At 65.3% G+C, this 22143-nt stretch carries 19 protein-coding genes; 11 read left to right on the top strand and 8 right to left on the bottom strand.

Features of this window, described 5'->3' with window-relative positions; all coding sequences use genetic code 11:
- Nucleotides 1-211: 211 nt before the first annotated feature.
- The 5 genes from ACCQ00_RS21120 to ACCQ00_RS21100 all read right to left on the bottom strand — a co-directional run bounded on the left by ACCQ00_RS21120 (nucleotide 212) and on the right by ACCQ00_RS21100 (nucleotide 5662).
- Nucleotides 212-2530: an FUSC family protein gene (locus tag ACCQ00_RS21120; RefSeq protein ID WP_022560436.1), complete on the bottom strand. Its 2319-nt coding sequence runs from the start codon at nucleotides 2528-2530 to the stop codon at nucleotides 212-214.
- A complete protein-coding gene (locus tag ACCQ00_RS21115; RefSeq protein WP_039574950.1) occupies nucleotides 2527-3987 on the bottom strand; it encodes an efflux transporter outer membrane subunit in 1461 nt (486 codons plus the stop codon). Before ACCQ00_RS21115 ends, ACCQ00_RS21120 begins: the two co-directional genes overlap by 4 nt.
- A complete protein-coding gene (locus ACCQ00_RS21110) occupies nucleotides 3984-4907 on the bottom strand; it encodes an efflux RND transporter periplasmic adaptor subunit (protein ID WP_039574948.1) in 924 nt (307 codons plus the stop codon). The genes ACCQ00_RS21115 and ACCQ00_RS21110 overlap by 4 nt, the downstream gene beginning before the upstream one ends.
- Nucleotides 4904-5122 (bottom strand): DUF1656 domain-containing protein, encoded by a 219-nt coding sequence (locus tag ACCQ00_RS21105; protein ID WP_017158363.1) that lies wholly within the window; start codon nucleotides 5120-5122, stop codon nucleotides 4904-4906. The genes ACCQ00_RS21110 and ACCQ00_RS21105 overlap by 4 nt, the downstream gene beginning before the upstream one ends.
- A gap of 87 nt (nucleotides 5123-5209) precedes the next feature.
- The gene (locus ACCQ00_RS21100) at nucleotides 5210-5662 is read right to left on the bottom strand and encodes a MarR family winged helix-turn-helix transcriptional regulator (protein WP_039574946.1); all 453 of its coding nucleotides are present in this window, start codon (nucleotides 5660-5662) and stop codon (nucleotides 5210-5212) included.
- A 130-nt stretch (nucleotides 5663-5792) separates the two neighbouring features.
- Between ACCQ00_RS21100 and folE the strand changes: the two genes are divergently transcribed.
- From folE to ACCQ00_RS21070, 6 genes are all read left to right on the top strand, one after another.
- Complete coding sequence (gene folE, locus ACCQ00_RS21095) at nucleotides 5793-6395, top strand: GTP cyclohydrolase I FolE (protein ID WP_017158364.1); 603 nt, start codon at nucleotides 5793-5795, stop codon at nucleotides 6393-6395.
- Nucleotides 6396-6414: 19 nt separating this feature from the next.
- Nucleotides 6415-7884, top strand: coding sequence for a DUF3375 domain-containing protein (locus ACCQ00_RS21090; protein ID WP_039574944.1), 1470 nt, complete (start codon nucleotides 6415-6417; stop codon nucleotides 7882-7884).
- On the top strand, nucleotides 7871-8572 hold the full coding sequence (locus ACCQ00_RS21085) for a DUF4194 domain-containing protein (protein WP_039574942.1): 702 nt from the start codon (nucleotides 7871-7873) through the stop codon (nucleotides 8570-8572). The genes ACCQ00_RS21090 and ACCQ00_RS21085 overlap by 14 nt, the downstream gene beginning before the upstream one ends.
- 325 nt (nucleotides 8573-8897) lie before the next feature.
- Nucleotides 8898-9179, top strand: coding sequence for a hypothetical protein (locus ACCQ00_RS21080; protein WP_372354152.1), 282 nt, complete (start codon nucleotides 8898-8900; stop codon nucleotides 9177-9179).
- Between the two features lie 212 nt (nucleotides 9180-9391).
- Entirely contained in the window at nucleotides 9392-10618 is a 1227-nt protein-coding gene (locus ACCQ00_RS21075) for an IS256-like element ISXax1 family transposase (RefSeq protein WP_011345585.1), read from the top strand.
- A gap of 171 nt (nucleotides 10619-10789) precedes the next feature.
- Nucleotides 10790-14812, top strand: coding sequence for an SbcC/MukB-like Walker B domain-containing protein (locus ACCQ00_RS21070; protein WP_039569997.1), 4023 nt, complete (start codon nucleotides 10790-10792; stop codon nucleotides 14810-14812).
- 74 nt (nucleotides 14813-14886) lie between these two features.
- On the opposite strand, the gene ACCQ00_RS21065 is transcribed toward ACCQ00_RS21070, so the two are convergent.
- Entirely contained in the window at nucleotides 14887-15669 is a 783-nt protein-coding gene (locus ACCQ00_RS21065) for a sulfite exporter TauE/SafE family protein (RefSeq protein ID WP_180301614.1), read from the bottom strand.
- A gap of 298 nt (nucleotides 15670-15967) precedes the next feature.
- Between ACCQ00_RS21065 and ACCQ00_RS21060 the strand changes: the two genes are divergently transcribed.
- The 4 genes from ACCQ00_RS21060 to ACCQ00_RS21045 all read left to right on the top strand — a co-directional run bounded on the left by ACCQ00_RS21060 (nucleotide 15968) and on the right by ACCQ00_RS21045 (nucleotide 18622).
- Nucleotides 15968-17521, top strand: a complete 1554-nt coding sequence (locus ACCQ00_RS21060) for a site-specific integrase (RefSeq protein ID WP_039570001.1) — start codon at nucleotides 15968-15970, stop codon at nucleotides 17519-17521.
- Nucleotides 17518-17700 (top strand): PIN domain-containing protein, encoded by a 183-nt coding sequence (locus tag ACCQ00_RS21055; RefSeq protein ID WP_052763246.1) that lies wholly within the window; start codon nucleotides 17518-17520, stop codon nucleotides 17698-17700. The genes ACCQ00_RS21060 and ACCQ00_RS21055 overlap by 4 nt, the downstream gene beginning before the upstream one ends.
- On the top strand, nucleotides 17697-18194 hold the full coding sequence (locus ACCQ00_RS21050) for an NYN domain-containing protein (protein ID WP_236493322.1): 498 nt from the start codon (nucleotides 17697-17699) through the stop codon (nucleotides 18192-18194). Before ACCQ00_RS21055 ends, ACCQ00_RS21050 begins: the two co-directional genes overlap by 4 nt.
- A 101-nt stretch (nucleotides 18195-18295) precedes the next feature.
- Nucleotides 18296-18622, top strand: coding sequence for a hypothetical protein (locus ACCQ00_RS21045; RefSeq protein WP_039583999.1), 327 nt, complete (start codon nucleotides 18296-18298; stop codon nucleotides 18620-18622).
- A gap of 50 nt (nucleotides 18623-18672) precedes the next feature.
- On the opposite strand, the gene ACCQ00_RS21040 is transcribed toward ACCQ00_RS21045, so the two are convergent.
- On the bottom strand, nucleotides 18673-20256 hold the full coding sequence (locus ACCQ00_RS21040) for a MobA/MobL family protein (RefSeq protein ID WP_039584000.1): 1584 nt from the start codon (nucleotides 20254-20256) through the stop codon (nucleotides 18673-18675).
- Nucleotides 20257-20517: 261 nt separating this feature from the next.
- Between ACCQ00_RS21040 and ACCQ00_RS21035 the strand changes: the two genes are divergently transcribed.
- Entirely contained in the window at nucleotides 20518-20793 is a 276-nt protein-coding gene (locus tag ACCQ00_RS21035; RefSeq protein ID WP_236493321.1) for a hypothetical protein, read from the top strand.
- Between the two features lie 68 nt (nucleotides 20794-20861).
- Here ACCQ00_RS21035 and ACCQ00_RS21030 read toward each other — a convergent pair whose 3' ends face one another.
- Nucleotides 20862-22088, bottom strand: coding sequence for an IS256-like element ISXax1 family transposase (locus ACCQ00_RS21030; protein WP_011345585.1), 1227 nt, complete (start codon nucleotides 22086-22088; stop codon nucleotides 20862-20864).
- Between the last annotated feature and the right edge of the window lie 55 nt (nucleotides 22089-22143).

Genomic DNA, 22143 nt, shown 5'->3' with positions numbered 1-22143 from the left:
AAGGTGCCCGAAGGGCGGATGAGGGGCGCCCCAGGTGACTGGCAGACCGACCGTGGTAAACGCGTCGCCACGCGCCGCCAAGGTGAAGCATCGATGCTGCGGTCGTGCATGAGTACCCCGTACCCTCACCCCACCCCCGCTCCGCGCCCCGGCCCGCGCCAGCAGCGCGGGCGCTCCAAGGCACGCGCGCCAGTGGCGCGCAAGCAGTGCCTTATCGTCCCGGCGGGAGAGGGGCCAACGCGGGCTGCTGTTCTGCGACGTCCTGATGCTGCGCCGTTGTCTTTGCAAACACGCTGTAACGCAGCCCAATCAACCCCAACAACGCTTCATCGCGATGCGCGCCGGCCGGCACTTTGCCCACGCGCGCCAGGGAAACATCCAGACGATCACGCAGAGATTCCGGCCCAGGCAACGGACGCTTCTGTGCAACCTGCTGCCGGTAGTACGCAGCCACCTCGCGCAGAATCGCGTCCACCGCATCAACGCTCGGCTGCGGCAAACCATGCCGGGCGCTGCGCAGCTGCAGGATGTTCAAGCCAACACGCACTTCGTTGAGCATATCCACCGAGGCCAGGTCGCTGCCTTCCGGCGTCAACGCCAGCCGTGGCGCAAGCAGGCCAAGCAGATCCAGCATGCGTGCGGCAAAGTGCTGGCGATCGTGCGCGCCGTGTCCGTCGGCGGCGTCGGCCAGCGTGCGCCAGCCCTGGCGCACCAGCCGGCGTGCGCTCCATTCGGCACCGACCGAACGAAACAGACGCGTGAGCACCACCGCAAACCCGATCCCCAGCACCATCGCCACCGCCGCATTGACGAAGCTCTGCAGGTTGGCGCTGTAGCTGTTCTGCAGGCTCAGCAGCGCGGTGAGGTTCACCACCAGCGGCAAGGCGATCAGCATGCTCTTGGGGCGATGCAGTAGCGCGCCCAATGGCAGGAAGCCCGCCGCGAGCACCAACACCAGCATCGGGAAATCGTGGATGGCCGGGAAGATGCCGAACTGATAGATGCCGGCAACCACGCTGGCCACCACCGCCCAGGTCAGGAACGACAGCATGCTCGGCGCAGGGTCGTCCTGGGCGGCGAAAAACGCAGCAGTGACCGCGGCCATCATCGCGCCGTTGCCGCCGCCTTCCCAGCCGATGCCGATCCACAACACGCAGTACGCCATCAGCGCGAAGCCGGCGCTCAGCGCGGAAAACGCGGCCATGCCGAAATCGATGTGGCGCGTGGCGTGGGCAGCGCCCGACACGTCGGTGATGGCCGGCGATGACCAAGGCGATTGCTGCGACGGCGCCTCACGCGTTGACCGAGGCAGTTCAAGATCTTGCGACGTTGCGTGCACCTGCGCGGGCGAGATGGCCTGCGCCGCCTGACTGCGCGACCAGCCCAAGCGCCGCCGCAGCGATCGATGTATTGCGGCACGCGGAGCTGCATCACTGGTTGTGTTGTCGGCCTGCACGGATGCAGCAGGTACCGTAGACGGCATCGCACGCAGCGCAACCGGCGCCGTGCCTTGCACCAGGGCCTGCTGCAGCGTGCGGCAGGCCTGCCACAGGTCGAGCAGTTCCTGCAGGCGCAGCAGCAAGCTGGCCAGCAATAAATGATCGATGTCCTGATCCACTACCGGGCGCAATGCGTCGATGCGGACACGCAATGCATCAGCGTTGGCATCGGCATCGGTATCGGCGTGGACACTGCCGCTGTCGCCCACAGGATCCACCCACGCAGCAACATCTTCCAGCAAGGCCGCAAGCGTCGAGGCGTGCGCCGCGCCATCGCGCTGCAAGGCATCCAGGCGGTCGGCAATCGACGACAGCACCGGCAGCAGCATCAGCATGCGGGCGCGCAGCTGTTCCAGCGTTGGAGCCGCCCCGGCATGGCGCGGGTCGTCGTGGCGGACGAAGGCGATCAAGGCCTCGAACTGCACCAGATCGGCCGCCAGCCGATTGCGCGGCGCCTGCGATGGGCCGCGCTGCAGCACCTGGCGGCACCACTGCGCTGCGTCCTGCATCCAGTTACCGATCCGTGCGGTGAGCATGGGCTTGACCGAGGCCGGGAACAGCAGCGACGCGAACAGCACCGTCATCACCGTGCCCAGGATGATTTCTTCGCTGCGGGCCACGACGGTGTCGAAGATGCTTTCCGGCGAGGTGACCGCAGGAAAGCCAATGAACGCGGTGGTGTAGCCGGCCAGCAGGAACGCATAGCCGCGCGGGCCGCGATTGAGCAGCGCCAGGAACAGGCATGCCGAGAGCCACAGCGCCATCGCCGCGCTCAGCAGCAAAGGCGTTTCCACCAGATTCGGCAGCATCACCAAGGTGGCCACGCCGGCCAGCAAGGTGCCGAGCAAGCGGTACACGCCCTTGGCACGGGTAGGGCCGAGCAGCGGTTGCGAGACGATGTAGACCGTGGCCATTGCCCAGTACGGTCGCGACAGATTGCCGGCCAGCGCGACATACAGCGCCACGATCGAGGCGGCGAAGGTCTTGGCCGAAAACAGCCAGGCCTGACGATCGCGCAGCAACGGCATCATCGCGCAGCCTTGGTGTGGTTGCGCCCTGCGTCGGCATCCCAACCGCCGCCCAGCGCCAGAAACAGCTGGATCTGGTCCTGCGACACCTGCGCTTGTGCAGTGGCCAGGGTCATGTCGGCGGTGGCCAGGGTGCGCTCGGCGTCCAGGCTGGACAGGTACGGCGTGCGCCCGCCCTGATACAGGCGCCGGTTTTGCGCCGACGCCAGCTCTGCCTGTTGTTGCGCCTGTTCCAGCAGATGCAGGCGGTCCAGATCCTGCGCATAGCGCGACAAGCTGGTCTGCACTTCGCGCAAGGCCTGCAGCACGGTGTTGTCGAACTGCGCCAGCGCAGCGTCGGCGCCGGCTTCGGTGGCGCGCACCCGCGCACGTGCGCCGCTGGAGGGCAGCGTCCAGGAAATCAGCGGGCCGAACGACCACGCGTGCGTGGCCGGCTCACCGAAATCCGCCAGCAGGCCGGTGGCGCCGATCGAACCACCCAGGCGGATGTCCGGATACAACTCGGCGGTGGCCACGCCGATGCGTGCGGTGGCGGCGGCGAGCCGGCGCTCGGCCTGGCGCACATCCGGGCGGCGCGCCAGCAGCGCCCGGCCATCGCCGATCGGGATCGGCTGCTGCACTGCCGGCGCGTGCGCGCAGCTGTCCACGCCGGCCGGCACCTCGCCGGGTGTCTTGCCGAGCAGCGCGGCCAATTGGTAACCGGCGGCCTGGCGGCGCGCGCGTAGCGGCGGCAGCGACGCTTCCAGCATCGCCACCTGCGCGGTGGCGCGCGCCAGATCCGGTGGCGTGCCGCGACCGGCCGCGATCAGGCGTTGGGTGATCTGGCGGCTGTGTTGCTGCAACTGCAGCGAATGCTCGGCCACCTGCAACTCATGGTTGGCGTGGCAAATCTCCACATAACTGCCAGCCACCTGCGCGGCCACGCTGACGCGCGCCAGATCGATCGCCGCCTGCGCCACCTGGGTGTCGGCGTGCGCGGCTTGGGCACCGCGTTGCAGCTTGCCGAACAGATCGAACTGATACGACACACCGAACTTGCCATCGGCCAAGTTGAACACCGGCAGTTTTTCTTCCTGCAAAAACGCCTCAGCCGACACCTGTGCGCGGCTGACGCCGGCTTCCACCTCGTAATCGAAGCCGCCGGCATCCATGGCCTGTTCGTAGAGCGCAGCGGCGCGGCGCAGATTGGCACCGGCGACCTTGAGCTCGACGTTGTCGCGCAGGGCCTGCTCGATCAGGCTATCCAGCATCGGGTCCTGATACAGCGCCCACCAGCGCGCCGGCAACGCGGCGCCAGGTCGTACCTGGTCGTTGCCGGTGTCGAGAAACGCGGCATTGGCGGCCGGCCGCCGGTACGCCGCATCGTCCGGTACGGCGTAGTTCGGGCCAACCGTGCTGCAGGCACCGAGCATGCTCAGCAGTGCGGCCAATCCCAGCGGACGCAACATCGCGCGGTTCATGGCGCCGCCTTGGCCTGCACACGGGCAGGCGCGATCGCCGGGGGCGCGTTTGCGGTGTCGGGCAGGATGCTCACCGTGGCAGTGCGCCCTGCGATCAACTGCACATGCGCAGGCACGCGGTCCAGCACGATGCGCACCGGAATGCGCTGCGCCAGCCGCACCCAGTCGAACGCAGGCGTGACATTGGGCAATGCGCCGGCGCTGCCGCTGCGGTAACGGTCTTCGATCCCGGCCGCGATGCTCTGCACATGCCCATGCAGCGTGAGCGGCTCGCCCATCAGCTGCACGTCCACGCGCTGGCCGGGGTGCACGCCCTGCAGGCGGGTTTCTTCGAAGTAGCCATCGACCCGGAACGAGCCGGTGTCCAGCACCGCCACCACTGGGCGCCCGGCGCTGACGTAGTCGCCCACGCGCACGGTGCGGTCGCTGACGCGGCCGTCGGCCGGGCTACGCACCTGGGTGCGGTCCAGGTTGAGCTGGGCCAGATCCACCGCCGATTGCGCGGTGGCCACTGCGGCCTGCGCCTTTTGCACGTTGGAGCGGCGCACTTCGGCATCTTCGGCGGCGACCAGGTCCTGCAGGCTGCGGTCGCGCGCGATCTCGCGGCGCAGCTGGGTCAGCGTCGCCTGGCGTTCGGCCAGTGCGGCACGCGCCTGTTCCAGGGCGATTTCGTAGCGCGCACGGTCCACCACCAACAGCAATTGCCCGCGCCTGACCGGCTGGTTGTCTGCCACGGCCACCGATTCCACCAGCCCGGAGACATCCGGCGCCACCTGCACCACATCGGCGCCCACGTGCGCATCGCGCGTCCACGGCGCCTGCATGTAATAACGCCACAGGTGCTGCAACACCAACGCGGCCACCATCACCATCGCCAGGGTCAGCAGTGCCGGCCCCGCGGTCTTGATCAGCTTTTTCACGATTGCATCCAACGGGTAAGGAAGAACAGGCCGCCCAGCAGTGCGATGTACAGCGCCAGGTTGAACAGCGCCGGGTGCCAGATGTAGCGGTAGGCGCCGACGCGGGTCAGCAGCGCGGCGATGCCGCTGTTGAGCAGGTAGGCCAGCGTCATCAACGCCAGCAAGGTGGGTACGAACACACCGTAGAGACTGAATTCGCCGTACATCGGGCACATCCTGGAGAAGGAACCACAACGCCCGGCGCAGCGCGCAGAGCATCGGAAAAGGCACAACGGGCGTCGCGCGCGACGCCGGCAGCCGACTCAGTCGGCCTGGCTCAGCCGCGCATGCGCCTGCGCGATCTGCTCCCACAAGGTCAGCACCACCTGCACGTCGGCGTCGCTGAGTGCGCCGAACACCTGCGCACGCAGTGCATCCAGGCGGATCTCGATCTGGCCGACCAGCGCCTGGCCTGCATCGGTGAGCCAGAGCTGGTTGGCGCGGCGGTCGCTGCTGTCCGCCTGGCGGCGCAGCAGGCCCTGCGCGGCCAACTTGTCCAGCAAGCGCACCAGCGAGGGGCCTTCCATGCCCAGTTGCTGGGCCAGCGCCACCTGGCGGATGCCGCCGCCGGAGCGCCCGATCATCAGCAATGGTCCGGTGCAGGCGCTGGAAAGGTCGAACTCGGCGAACGCCTGATCGGCCAGGCGTTGCCACTGACGGGCAGCCACCAGCAGGCCGGAACTGAGCCGGGCGCGTGGAGAAAGAACAGGTTTCATAATAGATAGGATGCTATCAATTCATAAATGAATCAATAGTCACTGAATATTTGCAAGCTGGCGCGACCGCCACTGGGGCGGCCGGGCCGTCCTCAGGTACCATGCTCGCCCCTTTTGGGTGCATCCGCGCATGAGCCAGTCCAACCAGCCCGATTCCTCCGTCACCCAGACCCAGGCCGAAGAGGCCGTGCGCACCCTGTTGCGCTGGGCGGGCGAAGATCCCACGCGTGAGGGTCTACTGGACACCCCGCGCCGGGTGGCCGAAGCCTACGGCGACTGGTTCAGCGGCTATCGCGAAGAACCGCGCGAATACCTGGAACGCACCTTCGAGGAAGTGGCCGGCTACGATGAGTTGATCGTGCTGCGCGACATTTCCTATGAAAGCCATTGCGAGCACCACATGGCGCCGATCATCGGCAAGGTGCACGTGGGCTATCTGCCGCGTGGCAAGGTCGTCGGCATCAGCAAGCTGGCGCGCGTGGTGGAAAGCTACGCGCGCCGCTTCCAGGTGCAGGAAAAGATGACCGCGCAGATCGCCCAATGCATCCAGGACGTGCTGCAGCCGCTTGGCGTGGGCGTGGTGGTGGAAGGCGCGCACGAGTGCATGACCACCCGCGGCATCCACAAGCGCGGCGTCAGCATGGTGACCTCCAAGATGCTGGGCAGCTTCCGCGAAGACGCGCGCACCCGCGCCGAATTCCTGCAGTTCATCGCCGTGGGCGGCAAGCGTTGAGGCAGTCGCGGCTGCGCCCATGAAGCACCAGGCACGTATCTCCGGCTACCGGCAACTGCGCGAGCAGCCGGTATGGAAACTGCTCGCCGCCGACCATGCCCCCGAACTGATCGGCCTGCTGCAGACGGTGCTGATGGATGGCGAACGCCGCCTGCCGTCGGCCGTGTTGCACGAGCGTTTGCAGCGCCAGCTCGACGCCTTGCGCGCCGACGAGCTGTCGCGCGAACTGCCGCGCACCGCACAGGCGTACCTGGCGCATTGGCTGGCACAGGGCTGGCTGGAACGCCGCCTGCCCGAAGGCGCAACCGAAGAAGAATACGAACTCTCGCGTGCCGCGACCCAGGCCATCCGCTTCATCGCCGGCCTGCGCGAAAGCAGCAGCAGCGCCACCGAAAGCCGCCTGTCGTTGGTGATCCAGCAACTGGTGCAGCTGGCCGGGCAGACCGAAGCCGATCCGGAGCTCCGGCTGGCCGCGCTGCGCGACGAACGCGCGCGCATCGATGCCGAGATCGAACGCGTGGCTTCCGGCCGCGTGGCCGCCCTGGACGGCAAACGCGCGCTGGAACGCGCGCGCGACCTGATCCATCTCTCAGACGAGCTGGCCGAAGATTTCCATCGCGTGCGCGACGACTTCGAGCAGCTCAACCGCCAATTCCGCGAGCGCATCATCGACGACGAAGGCGCGCGCGGCGACGTGCTCGAACAATTGTTCAACGGCGTGGATGTGATTGCAGACAGCGAGGCCGGGCGCACCTTCGAGGCGTTCTGGAGTCTGCTCAACGACACCCAGCAAAGCAGCCAGCTCGACCAGGCGCTGGATGCGCTGCTTGCCCGTGGGTTCGCCCGCAAGCTCGATCGCCGCGAACGCGCCTTCTTGCGCGGGCTGACCGGCACGCTGCTGGAGCGCGGCGGCGAGGTGCACACGGTGATGCAGCATTTCGCGCGCAGCCTGCGCGGGTTCGTGCAAAGCCGTGGGTATCTGGAACAGCGCCGGCTCAATCAATTGCTCAAGCAGGCGCAGGGCGAAGCCTTGCAGTTGCGCGAGAGCCTGCACGCCACCACCGCTACCGGCTATACGCAGGCGCTCAGCAGCAGCCGTCTGCGTTCGTTGTCGCAATGGCGGCTGCACGATCCACGGCTTACCCAGGTCGATGGACGCGTACAGGCCGCCGATGCGGCCGAGATCTCGCTGGACAGCGTGGGCGACCTGGTCGCGCAGTCGGAGATCGATGTGCGCAGCCTGCGCCGCGACCTGCACGAGCTGCTCGGCCAACGCCCGCGGCTGACGATCGGCGACGCCTTGCAACAACGCCCGGCCGTGCAGGGCCTGGGCAGCGTGATCGGCTACCTGTCGCTGGGCACGCGCCACGGCATGGTGATCGAAGGACAGATGGAAACGGTGCAATGGGAAGGCAGCGACGGCGCCGTGCGGCGCGCGCGCATTCCCTTGGTGTGGTTTACCCGGGAGAAACGCAATGAACTGGTCTGAGGACACCGGCCTGGACGCCGACGAGAGCACCGGGGCGGCGTCCATCGACGAGCGCATGCCGATGACCCACACCTCCAGTGCCGAGCCGCGCGGCGAGCTGTTCTTGGGCGATACCGGCACGCTGCCGTTCGACGCGCGGCGCGCACTGTGCCAGTTGCTGGCAGGGCCCAGCATCGATGCGCAACGTCACGGCACGCTGTGGCCGGCGTTGTTGCGCAACGAGGTGGCGATCCGCCAGGTGCTGTGCGAGCTGTTTCTGGAGTTGGTGCTCGACCGCGAGGGTGGGGTGGCCTTCACCCGCCAGGCCGACACCGCCGAGCTGGAATCGCCCACCTTGCTGCGCAGTGCGCCGCTGACGTTTATCGAGTCGGTGTTGCTGCTGTTCCTGCGCCAGCAACTGGCCGAGGCCGATACGCGCGGCGAGCGCGCGGTGGTGGACGAGGCGCAGTTGGTGGAGGCGTTGTCGGTCTACGAGAAGAACGTGTCCACCGATCGGGCGGGCTTCGCGCGGCGGGTGATGACGGCCATCGGCAAGATGCGCGACAACCAGTTGCTGTCGCGCTTGCGCGGCAGCGAGGAGCGCTATGAAGTGTCGCCGGTGTTGAAGCTGTTGTTCTCGGCAGAGGATGTGCAGGCGTTGGTGGTGGCGTATCGGGAGCTGCGTGAGGGGGAGGATGCGTTGGATTGATGTCTCTTGCATCTCCCTTCTCCCTCCGGGACATTGTCCTCCTTCATGGGGGAGAAGGTGCCCGAAGGGCGGATGAGGGTGTGGTATCAGGCGGTAGGTGGCGCTGTGCTGAGTGATCTGGTTTTTTTTGGGGGAGGGGTAGGGCAGAGCTTTCACGCCCTTGCGGGCGCGAGTCACTTTTTCTTTGCTTGTGCAAAGAAAAAGTAACCAAAAAGAAAGCACACCCCGTCCTCGCGCCCCCGCGCCTGCGGCGCTGCGGGTGCGCAAGTCCGGCAGAAATTTTTGTAAGGGACATCCGTGTCCCTTACAAAAACGTCGCGCATCCATGCGCGCCGCCCTGCGGGTTGTATCTGCCGGCCTTGCCGCTGCGGTATGGGGCCCCCAAGTGCAAACTGCTTACGCAACAGCAACAGCAACAGCAACAGCAACAGCAACAGCAACAGCAACAGCAACAACAACAACAACAAGGGTCTGCATCAGCAGCACGATGTTGAAAGCAGCAAAGCAGCAAAGCAGCAAAGCAGCAAAGCAGCAAAGCAGCAAAGCAGCAAAGCAGCAAAGCAGCAAAGCAGCAAAGCAGCAAAGCAGGGATGTCGTGATGCAGTGACTAGGAAGGAGTGATGGTGGTCGCGATCGGCCGATGTGGACAAGGTTGGTGCTGCAGGTGCTCGAAAACCCGTAGCTTTCGTCGCACTGGCGCGACCTCCACGCCAGCTGGTGCAAAGAACCTGCTTCTCTGGAGCGACCCCGGTCGGGCGTGTCCTAGATTTTGTGTAACCGGGCCACAGGCAGGAGACTGCCACCTAACCCGGAGACACCATGAGCCCACGCACACATGAGGTACCCGACGAGCTGCTTAGCAGCCTGTTGGTCAACTACACCAAACCCGAGGATCTGATCGGCGAGAACGGCCTGCTCAAGCAGCTGACCAAGCGGTTGGTGGAGCGGGCGCTGGACGCGGAGATGACCGAACACCTCGGTCATGACAAGCATGAGCCGGTCGCCAACGCGGCCGGCAACACGCGCAACGGACGCAGCCGCAAGACGCTCAAGGGCGAGTTCGGCGAGCTGCCGATCGAGATTCCGCGTGATCGCCACGGCAGCTTCGCGCCACAGCTGATCCCCAAGCACCAGACCCGCTGGGCCGGCTTCGATGACAAGATCTTGTCGTTGTACGCGCGCGGCATGACCGTGCGCGAGATCCAGTCGCACCTGGAGGAGATGTACGGCACCGAGGTGTCGCCGAGTCTGATTTCCTCAGTCACCGATGCGGTCGTCGAGGAGGTCAAGGCGTGGCAGGCGCGGCCACTGGATCCGGTCTATCCGATCGTCTATCTGGACTGCATCCACGTCAAAGTGCGCGAGGGCGCGGTGCGGGTCAAGGCGGTGTACCTGGCCATCGGCATCACCATGGGCGGCGAGAAGGAAGTGCTGGGCCTATGGCTGGCGCAGGCCGAGGGTGCCAAGTTTTGGCTGCAAGTCGTGACGGAGCTACGCAACCGCGGGGTGCAGGACATCTTCATTGCCTGCGTCGATGGCCTGAAGGGGTTTCCCGAGGCGATCGAGGCGGTGTTCCCGCAGACCACCGTGCAGCTGTGCATCGTGCACATGGTGCGGCACAGCCTGAACTACGTCTCGTGGAAACGCCGCGCCGAGGTTGCCGCCGATCTCAAGCGCATTTACGCCTGCGCCACCGTCGAGGAGGCCGAGCAGGCACTGACCGAGTTCGAGGCCAAGTGGGACGCCCAGTACCCGCCCATCAGCCAGTCATGGCGGCGCAATTGGTCACGACTGATCCCGTTCTTCGACTACCCACCGGAGATCCGCAAGGTGATCTATACGACCAACGCCATCGAGTCGGTCAACATGAGCCTGCGCAAGCTGACCAAGAACCGCGGCGCGTTCCCCAGCGACGAAGCCTTGATGAAACTGTTCTACCTGGCTCTGCGCAACATCACCAAGAAATGGACGCTGCCGATCCGCGACTGGAAGGCTGCGCTGAACCGCTTTACGATCCAGTTCGAGGGGCGACTTCCTCAGCGGTAACCCAAACCACGGTTACACAAAATTCTGCACACGCTCCCCCGGTCGCGACGCCGTCCACGCATTCCATCCGCTGCTCAAACTTGACCCGCATCACCGCACCGCAAAGAAAGCTTCACCGTTCGTAATGGTCTGTCCTTGGCGTCTCTGTCGTTCTGTTTTGGTGAGTGAGCAATGAATTCCCAGTCCAACCTGTCGCCGGCGTCGCCGGGTGCTTCCTTGTTTGCCGAGACGCTTGCCGAGCAACGTGCGCAGCAGTTCCGCATGCGCCGCTTGCAGGTGCACAACTGGGGCACCTTCAACGGGCTGACCGAAGTGCCGATTGCGGAAAAGGGCTTCCTGTTCGTTGGGCGTTCGGGTTCGGGCAAGTCCACCTTGCTGGATGCGATGTCGGCACTGCTGACGCCGCCGAGCATCGTCGACTTCAACGCCGCCGCGCGCGAAGCCGAGCGCAGCGGGCGCGATCGGAGTCTGGTGTCGTATGTACGCGGTGCGTGGGCCGATCAGCAGGACAGCGCGTCCGGCGAAATCGCCACCCAATACCTGCGCAAGGGCGCGACCTGGACCGCGCTGGTGCTGGAATACGCAAATGCGCACGGCGAGGCGGTGAGCCTGATCCGCTTGTTCTGGATCGCCGGCAGCGGTAACGCGGCAGCCGATGTGCGGCGGCACTACATGGTCGCGCCACGCCGTTTCGACGTGGCGACCGAGCTGGATGGCTTCGATCTGGACCTGCGCAAGCTCAAGGCGCGATTGGGTGAGGAAGTGGCGCATTTCGACGGCTTCGCCGGCTATGCAGAACGCTTCCGGCATGCGCTGGGCATCGGCAACGAGATGGCGCTGCGGCTGCTGCACAAGACCCAGTCGGCCAAGAACCTGGGCGATCTCAATGCGTTCCTGCGCGGCTTCATGCTGGATGAGCCGCGTACCTTCGAAGCGGCCGATCGGCTGGTGGAGGATTTTGCCGAACTCGATGGCGCCCACCATGCGGTGGTCACCGCGCGGCGCCAGGTGGAAACGCTGACCCCCGCGCGCGAGCACCATGCGGCGCTGATGGCGTTGCGCCACAGCGTTGGCGAGTTGCGCGAGCTGCAGTTGGGCGTGGACAGCTACCGCGAGCAGCAGCGGCTGGCCCTGCTGGATGAGCGCTTGCAGGAGCTCGATAACCAGGACCGTGGACTGGCCGGCGAAGAAGGCCAGCGCCGCGAATCGCTGGATAACCACGAACAAAAACTGGTTGGCTTGGAGCGCGAGCAGCGTGCTGCCGGTGGCGAGCAGATCGAGGAACTGGAACGCGAGCGTGCGCGTGTGGAGCGCGAGCGCGACGAACGCCTGCGTCGCCGTGCGCAGATCGAACAGGCCTGCCGCCAGCTCGGTACCGCCCTGGCGGCCGGCGCCAGCGGCTTTGCCGCACAGGTCGCGCATGCGCAAACCGTGCTGGATAACGGCAAGCACGACGCCAGCGCGCTGGACGAGGCGATCGCCGAACGGATGGGCGCGCGGCGCGACGACGAACGCCGGTTTGCCGAAATCCGTGCCGAGCTGGAGGCCCTGAAGAAGGCACCGTCGAGCATGCCCGCACCGATGCAGGCGCTGCGCGCGCGCTTGTGCGAAGACACCGGCATTGCCGAGGCTGCGCTGCCGTTCGTGGGCGAGCTGGTGCAGGTGCGCGAAGACCAGTCGGCCTGGCGCGGTGCCATCGAGCGTGTGCTGCACGGCTTCGCGCAGTCGCTGCTGGTGGACGAGCGGCATTACGCGCAGGTCAGTGAATGGGTCAACCGCACCCATATCGGCACGCGCCTGGTGTACTTCCGTGTGCGCCGTAATGACGAGCTGCACTCGCGGCGGGTCGATCCCGGCGCGCTGCCCGGCAAGCTGCAATTGCGCGAGCATGCCTTCACCGAATGGCTGCGCAACGAGCTGATTCGTCGCTTCGACTACGCCTGCGTGGACAACGCCGCCGCACTGCGCAACGCCGACCGCGCCATCACCCGCGAGGGCCAGGTCAAGCACCCGGGCGATCGTTACGAAAAGGACGACCGCCACGCCGTCAACGACCGCAAGCGTTGGCTGCTCGGCCACGACAACCGCGACAAGCTCAAGGTGTTCGAGCGCGAAGCGCAGGCGCTGGCCCAGCGCATCGCCGGCTGCGATGCCGATGTCGCAGCGCTGCGCAAGCAGCGTGAGCAGGACCAGGAGCGCCAACTGGCTGCCCACACCCTGGTGGAGCGCGACTGGGACGAGATCGACGTCGGTCCCAAGCTGCAGCGCCTGAGCGATATCGACGAACAGTTGGTGCAGCTGCGCGAAGGCAACAGTGGCCTGCGCGCGCTCGGCCAGGCCATCGACACCGCACGCACCTTGCGCGACCAGGCCAAGCGCACTTATGAAGACGTGCGGCTGGAGCGCGCGCAACTGGCGCGCGAGCGTGTGCGGCTCGAACAGCAGCATGCCGCATGTGCGGGCCGCGCCGGCAGCGCTACGCTCACGCCCACCCAGTTGCAGGGCTTGCGGGAACGGCTCGCCGCATTGACGCCGCTGTCGCTGGACAATCTGGAAGCGCATTTCCGCGTGGTCGAACGTGGCCTGGCCGAGCAGCTGGCCGACAGCCAGGGCCGCGACAGCCGGCTCAGCGCGCAGTTGCTGGAATGCTTCCGCAAGTATTGCCAGCAGTGGCCCGAAGACAGCGGCGATTTCACCGTGAGCCTTGCCAGCGCCGACGATTTCCTCGCGCGCCTGGACCGGTTGGAAAGCGATGGCCTGCCGCGGCACGAGCATCGTTTCTTCGATTTGTTGCAGACCCAGAGCAAGAATAACCTGCTGGCCTTGCAGCGCCACACCGCCGAGGCCCACAAGGGCATCAAGCAGCGCATGGACGAGGTCAACGCCAGCCTGGAGCAGGTGCCGTTCAACCGCGACACCATCCTGACCATCGAGGTCGGCGACCGCCGCCTGGCCGAAGTGCAGGAATTCCAGCAGCAGTTGCGCGCAGTGCTGTCGCATCAACAGACCGAAGACCGAGCCCTGGCCGAAGCGCAGTTTTCCACCTTGCGCGCGCTGGTGGCGCGCCTGGGCGCGCAGGAACCGGAGGCACGCCGCTGGCGCGAGCAGGTGCTGGACGTGCGCCTGCATGTGGAGTTCATCGGTGTGGAGCTGGACGCCCAGACGCGTGCGCAGGTGGAGATCTACCGCAGCGGCGCCGGCAAATCCGGCGGTCAGCGCCAGAAGCTGGCAACCACCTGCCTGGCGGCCGCGTTGCGTTACCAGCTCGGCGGCGAAGACGGCGAACTGCCGCGCTACTGCGCGGTAGTGCTGGACGAAGCCTTCGACAAGGCCGACAACGAATTCACTGCGCTGGCGATGAATATCTTCGAGAACTTCGGCTTCCAGATGGTGGTGGCCACGCCATTGAAGTCGGTGATGACCTTGGAGCCCTTCATCGGCGGCGCGTGCTTTGTCGAAATCAGCGGCCGTCACAACTCCGGCGTGTTGCTGATCGAATACGACGAGCAGGCACAGCGGTTGAAGTTGCCCGAGCGCGCGCGTGGCGATGAGCCGGCAGTTGCCGATGCCGTTGATGCTGCGCCGTCGATCGAGGCTGCGGGCGAGCCGGCAGGAGTGCAGGGCGCTGCCAGCGCAGATGGCATGGCAATTGACGGCGCCGCAGTGCCCACGGCATCGCCTGCCGCCGATGAGACCTTGTCCGCGGCGCCGGAAACGCAGACTGGTCAGCGCACGCCGGCAGTCGCGACGGCGAACAAGCAGAACAAGAACGCCAAGACCGCATCTTCCACGCGCGCTGCGGCACAGTCGCAAGCAATGCAGACCAAGAAATCGACTTCGCGCACTCCAGCTTTGGCTAGCAAGGCGGCGTCCGACAAACGCGCCTCGGGTGCGTCGGCGGTGCCTTCGGCAGCTGCATCCAGGTCCAGCGTCGGCAAGACCACTCGGTCTTCGAAAACACCGGGCAAGCCGATTGCGGCCACAAACGCATCCAGCGCCACATCCAGGAAGGTCGCCACCGCCTCTGCGGCGGTGAAAACTGCCGCAGCCAAACCACGTGCAACAGCCGCATCGACCGGACAGCCAGTCCGCGGTGCCGGCAAGGCAAGCTCCAAGCGCGCGGCGACGCCTGCTTCACCGGCCAAAACGCGCGGCGCCAAGCCAGGCACGGCGCAGTCGCGCGGCAAGCGCTGACCACCGGGCACGGGCGACGCCATCTGCACGGTGGCCTCGCCCATCGAGCATCTCGCATCGCCAGCACGTTGCGATTACTGCTGCAGCAGATCCCAGCCCATCTTGCCGATCAGCACGATCACCAGCACCAGGAACAATTTGCGGATCAATGGCGTGCCGCCGCGTAACGCCATCCTTGTGCCGGCCACCGCGCCGGCCACGTTTGCCGCCGCCATCGGCAGGCCGATCGCCAGCATCACCTGTCCGCTGGGCAAGAAGAACGACAACGCCGCAAGGTTGGTGGCCAGGTTGACGACTTTTGCCGCCGCCGAGGCGCGCAGGAAATCCAGCCCGAAAAAGCGAATGAACAGGAAGATCAGAAAGCTGCCCGTCCCCGGGCCGAAGAACCCGTCGTAGAAGCCGATCGCCGCTCCCATCGCCAACGCGGTGGCCAGTTCGCGCCGGCCGATCCGACGTGGCCGATGCAGCGCGCCGAAGTCCTTCTTGATCAGCGTGTAGATCAGCATCGCGATCAGCAGCACCAGAATCAGCGGCCGCACCGCCTGCCTGGGCATCAGGCTGACGGCGGTCGCCCCCAGGAAGGAAAACGTAAACGCCGCCGCGGTGGCATACAGCACCGGCCGCCACGGAAAGCGCACCGTGCGCGCGTATCGCCACGCCGACGCAGCGGTGCCGAACATTGCGCTGAACTTGTTGGTGCCCAGAATCAGCGATGGCGCCTGCTGCGGCAGCGTCGCAAACAGGCCAGGCAACTGGATCAATCCGCCGCCACCCACGGCCGCATCCACCAACCCGGCCACGAACGCAATGCACAGCAGCCACGGCAACTCGGTGGGAATCAATTCCAGCAAGACCACGCTCCGCACAATAGGGGCCACAGCATAGCGAGTGCACCGAGGTCGCGCGCCGCAGTAAAAGCCAACGGAATCGCGGCAGGTGTAGCCGCGTCGGCAGTTGCAGTATCAGCATCAGCAGTAGCGAGCCGAAGCCCGCCCCGTGTCACCCACGCACACGCAATGGAGACCGTGCAACATCAGGTCACGGCATCCAAAGCCCCTCTCTCCGCCAGATTACGCAAGCCCCTGTTTACGCAGGGGTTTTTTGTTGGCGTAAAGACTGGGCTACAGGAACGCAAGGCGGGACACATGACGCCCCATGCGCATCCCTCATCACCTCTCCCGTGCACCGTCTGGCCTCTGGTCGTTCCGGCAACGGGTGCCCGTAGACCTCCAGTTGGTCGTGGGCCGCCAGACCTTCAAGCGCACCCTGCAAACCTGCGACATGAAAGACGCGCGGATGCGCGCGTTGGTGTTGGCGGCCGGCTATGCTCAGGCCTTCACCGTGTTGAGGGAACGACGCGTGTCCAAGATGACTCCGCAGGAAGTGGACGAGCTCATCGCTCGGCTGACCAACAACCCCAACGGCATTGCAGAGCTGACCCTGCACCGGACCCGGGCGCCTGACGGCACCACGTCCGAGCGCTGGGAAATCGACAGCCCCAAGGACATCAAGCTCTACAAGCAGATGATGGAGCTAGAGGCCAAGCTGGCGTCCTACCCGGAACCGCCCCCGCCCAAGCCAGGCCGGCGGCGGGTCTTCGCGGAGGACTTTGTTCATCCAGCCAAGACCGAAACTGAAGCCAGAGCGGTCATCGAGACCATCACCTTGGGCAAGGCCCGGGACGCGTGGCTTGATAGCATCAAAGCCAGCACCCTGCCCAAGACCTGGACCATCAAGCGCACCGCCATCGACCTGCTGACCCGCTTTCTCGGGGAAAAGACCAAGCTGCACACCGTCACCCGCTCGGACCTGGCCCGGTGGTATCAGCACATGCGGGACAACAAGGCCTCCACCCCAACCCTAACTAACAAGCAGTCCTACATCGGCGGCAAGGGCGGGTTCTTCGAGTGGGCCCAGGCGTCGGGCCACTACCCCCGCGGCGACAACCCCGCGTCCGGGCACGTGAGCTACTCCACTCGGGAGAAGCGGGCCCGACGCAAGTTCGGCTTCAAAGCCTACGACGCCCACCAGGTCCAGGCCTTGTTCGCACCCGCGGCCTTCGAGGGCCTGCCCCTGGCCGCGCGGTGGGCGTCCCTCATCGGTCTGTATACCGGTGCCCGCGCTTCGGAGGTCGGCCAACTGCTGACCTCCGACGTGGTCGAAGAAGGCGGCCTTCCCTGCTTCCAGATTTCGGACGAGGGAGAGCACCAGAGAGTGAAGACGGACAAGAGCTTGAGGATTGTGCCGATTCACCCCGATCTCCTCGCCCTGGGTTTCCTGGCCTGGGTCGAGCGGGCGCGCGCCGAGGGCCAGGAGCGCTTGTTCCCGGCGGCCAAGGCCGATGCGAAGAACGGCCAAGGCAACTGGATATCCAAGGCGTTTAGCCGGCACCTGGCCGAGGTGGGTAAGAACTGGCCCAAGGCCAAGCGAGGATTCCACTCGCTCCGCAAGACCTTGATTCAAGAGTTGCAGGGCGAGGGCGTGGTGTCCGAGCTCCGGGCCCAGTTGGTGGGCCATGAGTTGGACGACGAGCACCACGTGACTTACAGCCGGGATTTTACCGCCAAGGAAAAGCTGGACGGGCTCCGGGGTGTGTCGCCGGGGCTTTCGGTGTTGGCCTACGGTCTCGGTCTGGACGCTCTTCTCCCCTTGCTCGAAGAACCAACGCCGGGCAAGAAACAATCCAAGCCAAGGAAGCAATCCACATGAGCACACCTGGACTTCCGCACGAATCCCGCGTTGCGGTCCTGGTGGACTGCGACAACGTGCCCACCGACATCGTGGAACACGCCCTGCGCATGGTGGCCCAGTTCGGTCGGGTCGTGCTGCGTCGCGGCTACGGCAACCATGCCACTTCGACGGCCGTGCCGACACCTTTTGCCTGGTGACCAGCGACTCGGACTTTTCCTACCTCTGCCGCAAGCTCCGGGAGCGCGGCGCCACGGTGTGCATCGTCGGGGAGCCCAAGACCCCGGACGCCCTGCGCAACGCCTGCGATCAGTTCTTCGAATGGGACCGCACGGCCCAAGAGGAAGCCACAGCGAAGCGGCAAGCGGACGAGCCGGAGGCCTCGAAAACGGAGGCAGCCAAGGAAGAGGCCAGGAAGTCCGATGGCAAGCCGCTGCCGAAACGCCGCCCCCTGTTCCTAGTCGAGGCGGTGACGTTGCTCGCGGGAGACACCTCCGAGGGCAAGGTTGGGCTCGGGGCGCTCGGGCAGTATTTGAAACGAACCGATCCGTCCTTCTCGCCCAACGTCTACGGCCATTCGGGCCTGCTCAACATGGTCAAAACCTATGACCTGTTGACCACCCACTACGAGCAGACGGGTGGCTGGTCGGTAGGCCTCGCACCCAAGCCGCTCGCTGCGGCACAGACAGTCTGACTAAAGTTCAGATGTGTGAACCAGGGCTCGCCCTTTGTGCTTGTGGGTTCCTGAATACGCGGTTGTATGCAGGCAATCCCTCAACGCTCGAAAGGAGCACCATGCCCGCTGAAACCCAACTCCGCATCGCAAGCCAACTGCTCGGCCATCTGCTGTCCCAGCAATCCAATAGGACCATTCCCGGAAGCATGTTGGACATCCGCTATTCGCTGGATGTCGCCGCCGAACTGATGCGTCAGCAGAGCGGCCAAGATGGCGCGCCGCCCACCTACGATTACGACCCGCCCCAGCCTTCCGAAGAACCTCGGACTCGGGAAGCGCTCATCGTCCGCGAGATGGTGAGTCAAGAACAATGGCGGGCAAACCGGCAGCGAAAAGCGGCACCCGACCCCACCGCCACGCCGCGGAAGAAGCCAACGCTTCACTGAGAAACGAACCCCTCAACAGCAAACGCCCCGCACTGCGGGGCGTTGTCGTTTCAGTGGAGGCGTGGCCGGCGATGAACTCCAGGCGTCAACGTTGGGGCGGGCGTCGCCAAATCTTGACCATCCAAGAGCTCCGCCGGTTCCGATGCTAGGCGGTAACGTCCCAGCATTTCCTGGCTCCATGCCTCCAGGTGCTTGCCCGCGACCTCGGCGTCCTCCTCGCACATCGTCTGCTGCTCTGGGGTCACCAGGGCGCGAACCTCTGCCAGTTCCTGGGTGCGCATTTCCAGAGTGGACAGGCGCCGCCCCCGCCGCTGCATCCAATCCTTGGAACTCCAAGAGGGGCCAGGCTGCGCGTGGTTGGCGGTGAAGTCTTCCCAGGACTGTTCCGCCATGTGGCAAAGCCGTTCGGCTCGTCTCAGCGCGTCCAAGCGACGAGAGAACTTCAGCAGGTTGGTCTTGAAGCGACGAAGACGGCGAACCAGCTCTTTGAGGTCCGATGGCAGCCGCGTGTTCTCCGCGAACGCCAATGCTCGCTCCTTGGCCCAGGCGAGCAGTTGCCGGGTGGCACGGAGGGTTTGGGCCAAGGCCTGGTCAAGGATCGGGGCCCATAGGTCGACCGCTTCCGCGAACAGTTCATCCGCACTGGGCGGCGGTTTTGATGCGGTGCCCTCACCTTCCTCCGTGCCACTGCGCCCTTGGAGCGCCCGGGCCAGGCGGCGGTTGACCACGATCTGCCCTTGGCCCGAAGTCAGCGGAAGGGAAAGGACGGCCGGGGGACGGCGGGCTTCGCGAAGCGCTTGGGCCTGGTTGTGCCCCTCCGGCATAGGCATCGCCCGGCCCTGGTCCTCGAACAGTGCCACCAGTTTGCGGAAGGTCTCTTCGTTCGCTTCTTCCACCGCTTGGTTGACCTCGGCACGCTCCGACTTCCCACCTCGGCGCTCGATGGCGGTGCCATTTTTGCCGACGTGCTGAGTGGGTTCGCGAGAGAGGACGGCGGCGGTGGCCAAGTCGCCGTTGGCGAGGGCCTCGTCCGCCTGAGCTTTAAGGCTGCGGTGATCCACCCGCGCGTCCAGCTCGGCCGCTGCCAGGTGGGCGTTGGTCTTGGCGGCCACCAGCTCTCGCACCCACTCCACCTCGGCCCTGCCCGATGGCCCGCCGTCCAGTTCACGGGTTTTGTCGGCCAGGCCATCGGGCCCGACGCGTCGCGTCGTGGCCAGCACGTGGACGTGGTAGTTCAGTCCGTCCTTGGCGCCAGGGCTGTGGATGCTGGCTTGGGCGGCAAACCCGTATCGGTTAACCAAGGCCCTGGTCACCTCGACCGCCAAGGCCGACCGCTGCCCGTCGTCCAGTTCGTGGGGCAACGCAAACTCGAACTCGCGGGCCACGGTGGCATCCTTGCGACGCTCGGCGGCCTCCGCCGCGGTCCAGAGCTCGGCGGGGACCAGCGCCCAGTCCGGCGCATGCTCTGGAGCGATGACCCGGGTCTCGACCACGCCGTCCCTGCGACGGTAGTCGTGGCGCGTGCCAGTGCGCTCATCGGCGAGCAGCAGGCCTGCCCTGTAAGCGGCAGCGGCCACTGAAGAGTGGCCCTTGGCGCGACTAAAGGTTTTGAGGTTCGCGTGATAGATCGCCATAAGACTCCGAAACAGTGGGGTTGCTTCGTTTATGCCGTGGCTTTGGATTTGCGCAAGCGCCCTCGGCGCTTGGGGTTCAAGGGGCGAAGCCCTTTGCGCACGCGTTCCGCAGGAACGCCTAGGTGCGCTCTTGCTTATTCTCGAAAGCTCCTGTTTTTCAGACTTGAACGATTCGGCAACCTTCGAATTTTTGGAAGCGGTCGAAACTTGACGAGGCGCTTTTCCCTGATTGACTCAATACCAGGACCAAGGGAGAAGCGCATGACCGCAACGAATCACTACCGCGACCAAATCGGACGGGCCATGGACCGGTTGGCCCAGCTGCAAGCGAAGGAACTTTTAGCCAACCAGCGGCGCGAAGCCAAGGAGCAGCAAACAGCGAAGCGGGAAGAAATGAAACGACGCCAACGTGTGGCCGACTTGGTTTTTTTAGCCGGGGCTCAGACACTGGACGACGCGGAACGAGCGTGTGCAGAATTTTGTGTAACCGTGGTTTGGGTTACCGCTGAGGAAGTCGCCCCTCGAACTGGATCGTAAAGCGGTTCAGCGCAGCCTTCCAGTCGCGGATCGAGCGTGTGCAGAATTTTGTGTAACCGTGGTTTGGGTTACCGCTGAGGAAGTCGCCCCTCGAACTGGATCGTAAAGCGGTTCAGCGCAGCCTTCCAGTCGCGGATCGGCAGCGTCCATTTCTTGGTGATGTTGCGCAGAGCCAGGTAGAACAGTTTCATCAAGGCTTCGTCGCTGGGGAACGCGCCGCGGTTCTTGGTCAGCTTGCGCAGGCTCATGTTGACCGACTCGATGGCGTTGGTCGTATAGATCACCTTGCGGATCTCCGGTGGGTAGTCGAAGAACGGGATCAGTCGTGACCAATTGCGCCGCCATGACTGGCTGATGGGCGGGTACTGGGCGTCCCACTTGGCCTCGAACTCGGTCAGTGCCTGCTCGGCCTCCTCGACGGTGGCGCAGGCGTAAATGCGCTTGAGATCGGCGGCAACCTCGGCGCGGCGTTTCCACGAGACGTAGTTCAGGCTGTGCCGCACCATGTGCACGATGCACAGCTGCACGGTGGTCTGCGGGAACACCGCCTCGATCGCCTCGGGAAACCCCTTCAGGCCATCGACGCAGGCAATGAAGATGTCCTGCACCCCGCGGTTGCGTAGCTCCGTCACGACTTGCAGCCAAAACTTGGCACCCTCGGCCTGCGCCAGCCATAGGCCCAGCACTTCCTTCTCGCCGCCCATGGTGATGCCGATGGCCAGGTACACCGCCTTGACCCGCACCGCGCCCTCGCGCACTTTGACGTGGATGCAGTCCAGATAGACGATCGGATAGACCGGATCCAGTGGCCGCGCCTGCCACGCCTTGACCTCCTCGACGACCGCATCGGTGACTGAGGAAATCAGACTCGGCGACACCTCGGTGCCGTACATCTCCTCCAGGTGCGACTGGATCTCGCGCACGGTCATGCCGCGCGCGTACAACGACAAGATCTTGTCATCGAAGCCGGCCCAGCGGGTCTGGTGCTTGGGGATCAGCTGTGGCGCGAAGCTGCCGTGGCGATCACGCGGAATCTCGATCGGCAGCTCGCCGAACTCGCCCTTGAGCGTCTTGCGGCTGCGTCCGTTGCGCGTGTTGCCGGCCGCGTTGGCGACCGGCTCATGCTTGTCATGACCGAGGTGTTCGGTCATCTCCGCGTCCAGCGCCCGCTCCACCAACCGCTTGGTCAGCTGCTTGAGCAGGCCGTTCTCGCCGATCAGATCCTCGGGTTTGGTGTAGTTGACCAACAGGCTGCTAAGCAGCTCGTCGGGTACCTCATGTGTGCGTGGGCTCATGGTGTCTCCGGGTTAGGTGGCAGTCTCCTGCCTGTGGCCCGGTTACACAAAATCT

The organism is Xanthomonas sp. NCPPB 3761, from assembly GCF_041475705.2.
Lineage (GTDB): Bacteria > Pseudomonadota > Gammaproteobacteria > Xanthomonadales > Xanthomonadaceae > Xanthomonas > Xanthomonas phaseoli.
Note: the sequence above shows the minus strand (reverse complement) of the source record. Positions and strands in the feature narration are given on the sequence as shown.

Coding starts and splice junctions, on each gene's coding strand:
- ACCQ00_RS21075 (WP_011345585.1), top strand. CDS start 9,392: ATGAGCCCACGCACACATGAGGTACCCGACGAGCTGCTTAGCAGCCTG.
- ACCQ00_RS21090 (WP_039574944.1), top strand. CDS start 6,415: ATGAAGCACCAGGCACGTATCTCCGGCTACCGGCAACTGCGCGAGCAG.
- ACCQ00_RS21070 (WP_039569997.1), top strand. CDS start 10,790: ATGAATTCCCAGTCCAACCTGTCGCCGGCGTCGCCGGGTGCTTCCTTG.
- ACCQ00_RS21035 (WP_236493321.1), top strand. CDS start 20,518: ATGACCGCAACGAATCACTACCGCGACCAAATCGGACGGGCCATGGAC.
- ACCQ00_RS21030 (WP_011345585.1), bottom strand. CDS start 22,088: ATGAGCCCACGCACACATGAGGTACCCGACGAGCTGCTTAGCAGCCTG.
- ACCQ00_RS21100 (WP_039574946.1), bottom strand. CDS start 5,662: ATGAAACCTGTTCTTTCTCCACGCGCCCGGCTCAGTTCCGGCCTGCTG.
- ACCQ00_RS21040 (WP_039584000.1), bottom strand. CDS start 20,256: ATGGCGATCTATCACGCGAACCTCAAAACCTTTAGTCGCGCCAAGGGC.
- ACCQ00_RS21115 (WP_039574950.1), bottom strand. CDS start 3,987: ATGAACCGCGCGATGTTGCGTCCGCTGGGATTGGCCGCACTGCTGAGC.
- ACCQ00_RS21105 (WP_017158363.1), bottom strand. CDS start 5,122: ATGTGCCCGATGTACGGCGAATTCAGTCTCTACGGTGTGTTCGTACCC.
- ACCQ00_RS21120 (WP_022560436.1), bottom strand. CDS start 2,530: ATGATGCCGTTGCTGCGCGATCGTCAGGCCTGGCTGTTTTCGGCCAAG.
- ACCQ00_RS21045 (WP_039583999.1), top strand. CDS start 18,296: ATGCCCGCTGAAACCCAACTCCGCATCGCAAGCCAACTGCTCGGCCAT.
- folE (WP_017158364.1), top strand. CDS start 5,793: ATGAGCCAGTCCAACCAGCCCGATTCCTCCGTCACCCAGACCCAGGCC.
- ACCQ00_RS21055 (WP_052763246.1), top strand. CDS start 17,518: ATGAGCACACCTGGACTTCCGCACGAATCCCGCGTTGCGGTCCTGGTG.
- ACCQ00_RS21080 (WP_372354152.1), top strand. CDS start 8,898: ATGCGCGCCGCCCTGCGGGTTGTATCTGCCGGCCTTGCCGCTGCGGTA.
- ACCQ00_RS21060 (WP_039570001.1), top strand. CDS start 15,968: ATGCGCATCCCTCATCACCTCTCCCGTGCACCGTCTGGCCTCTGGTCG.
- ACCQ00_RS21085 (WP_039574942.1), top strand. CDS start 7,871: ATGAACTGGTCTGAGGACACCGGCCTGGACGCCGACGAGAGCACCGGG.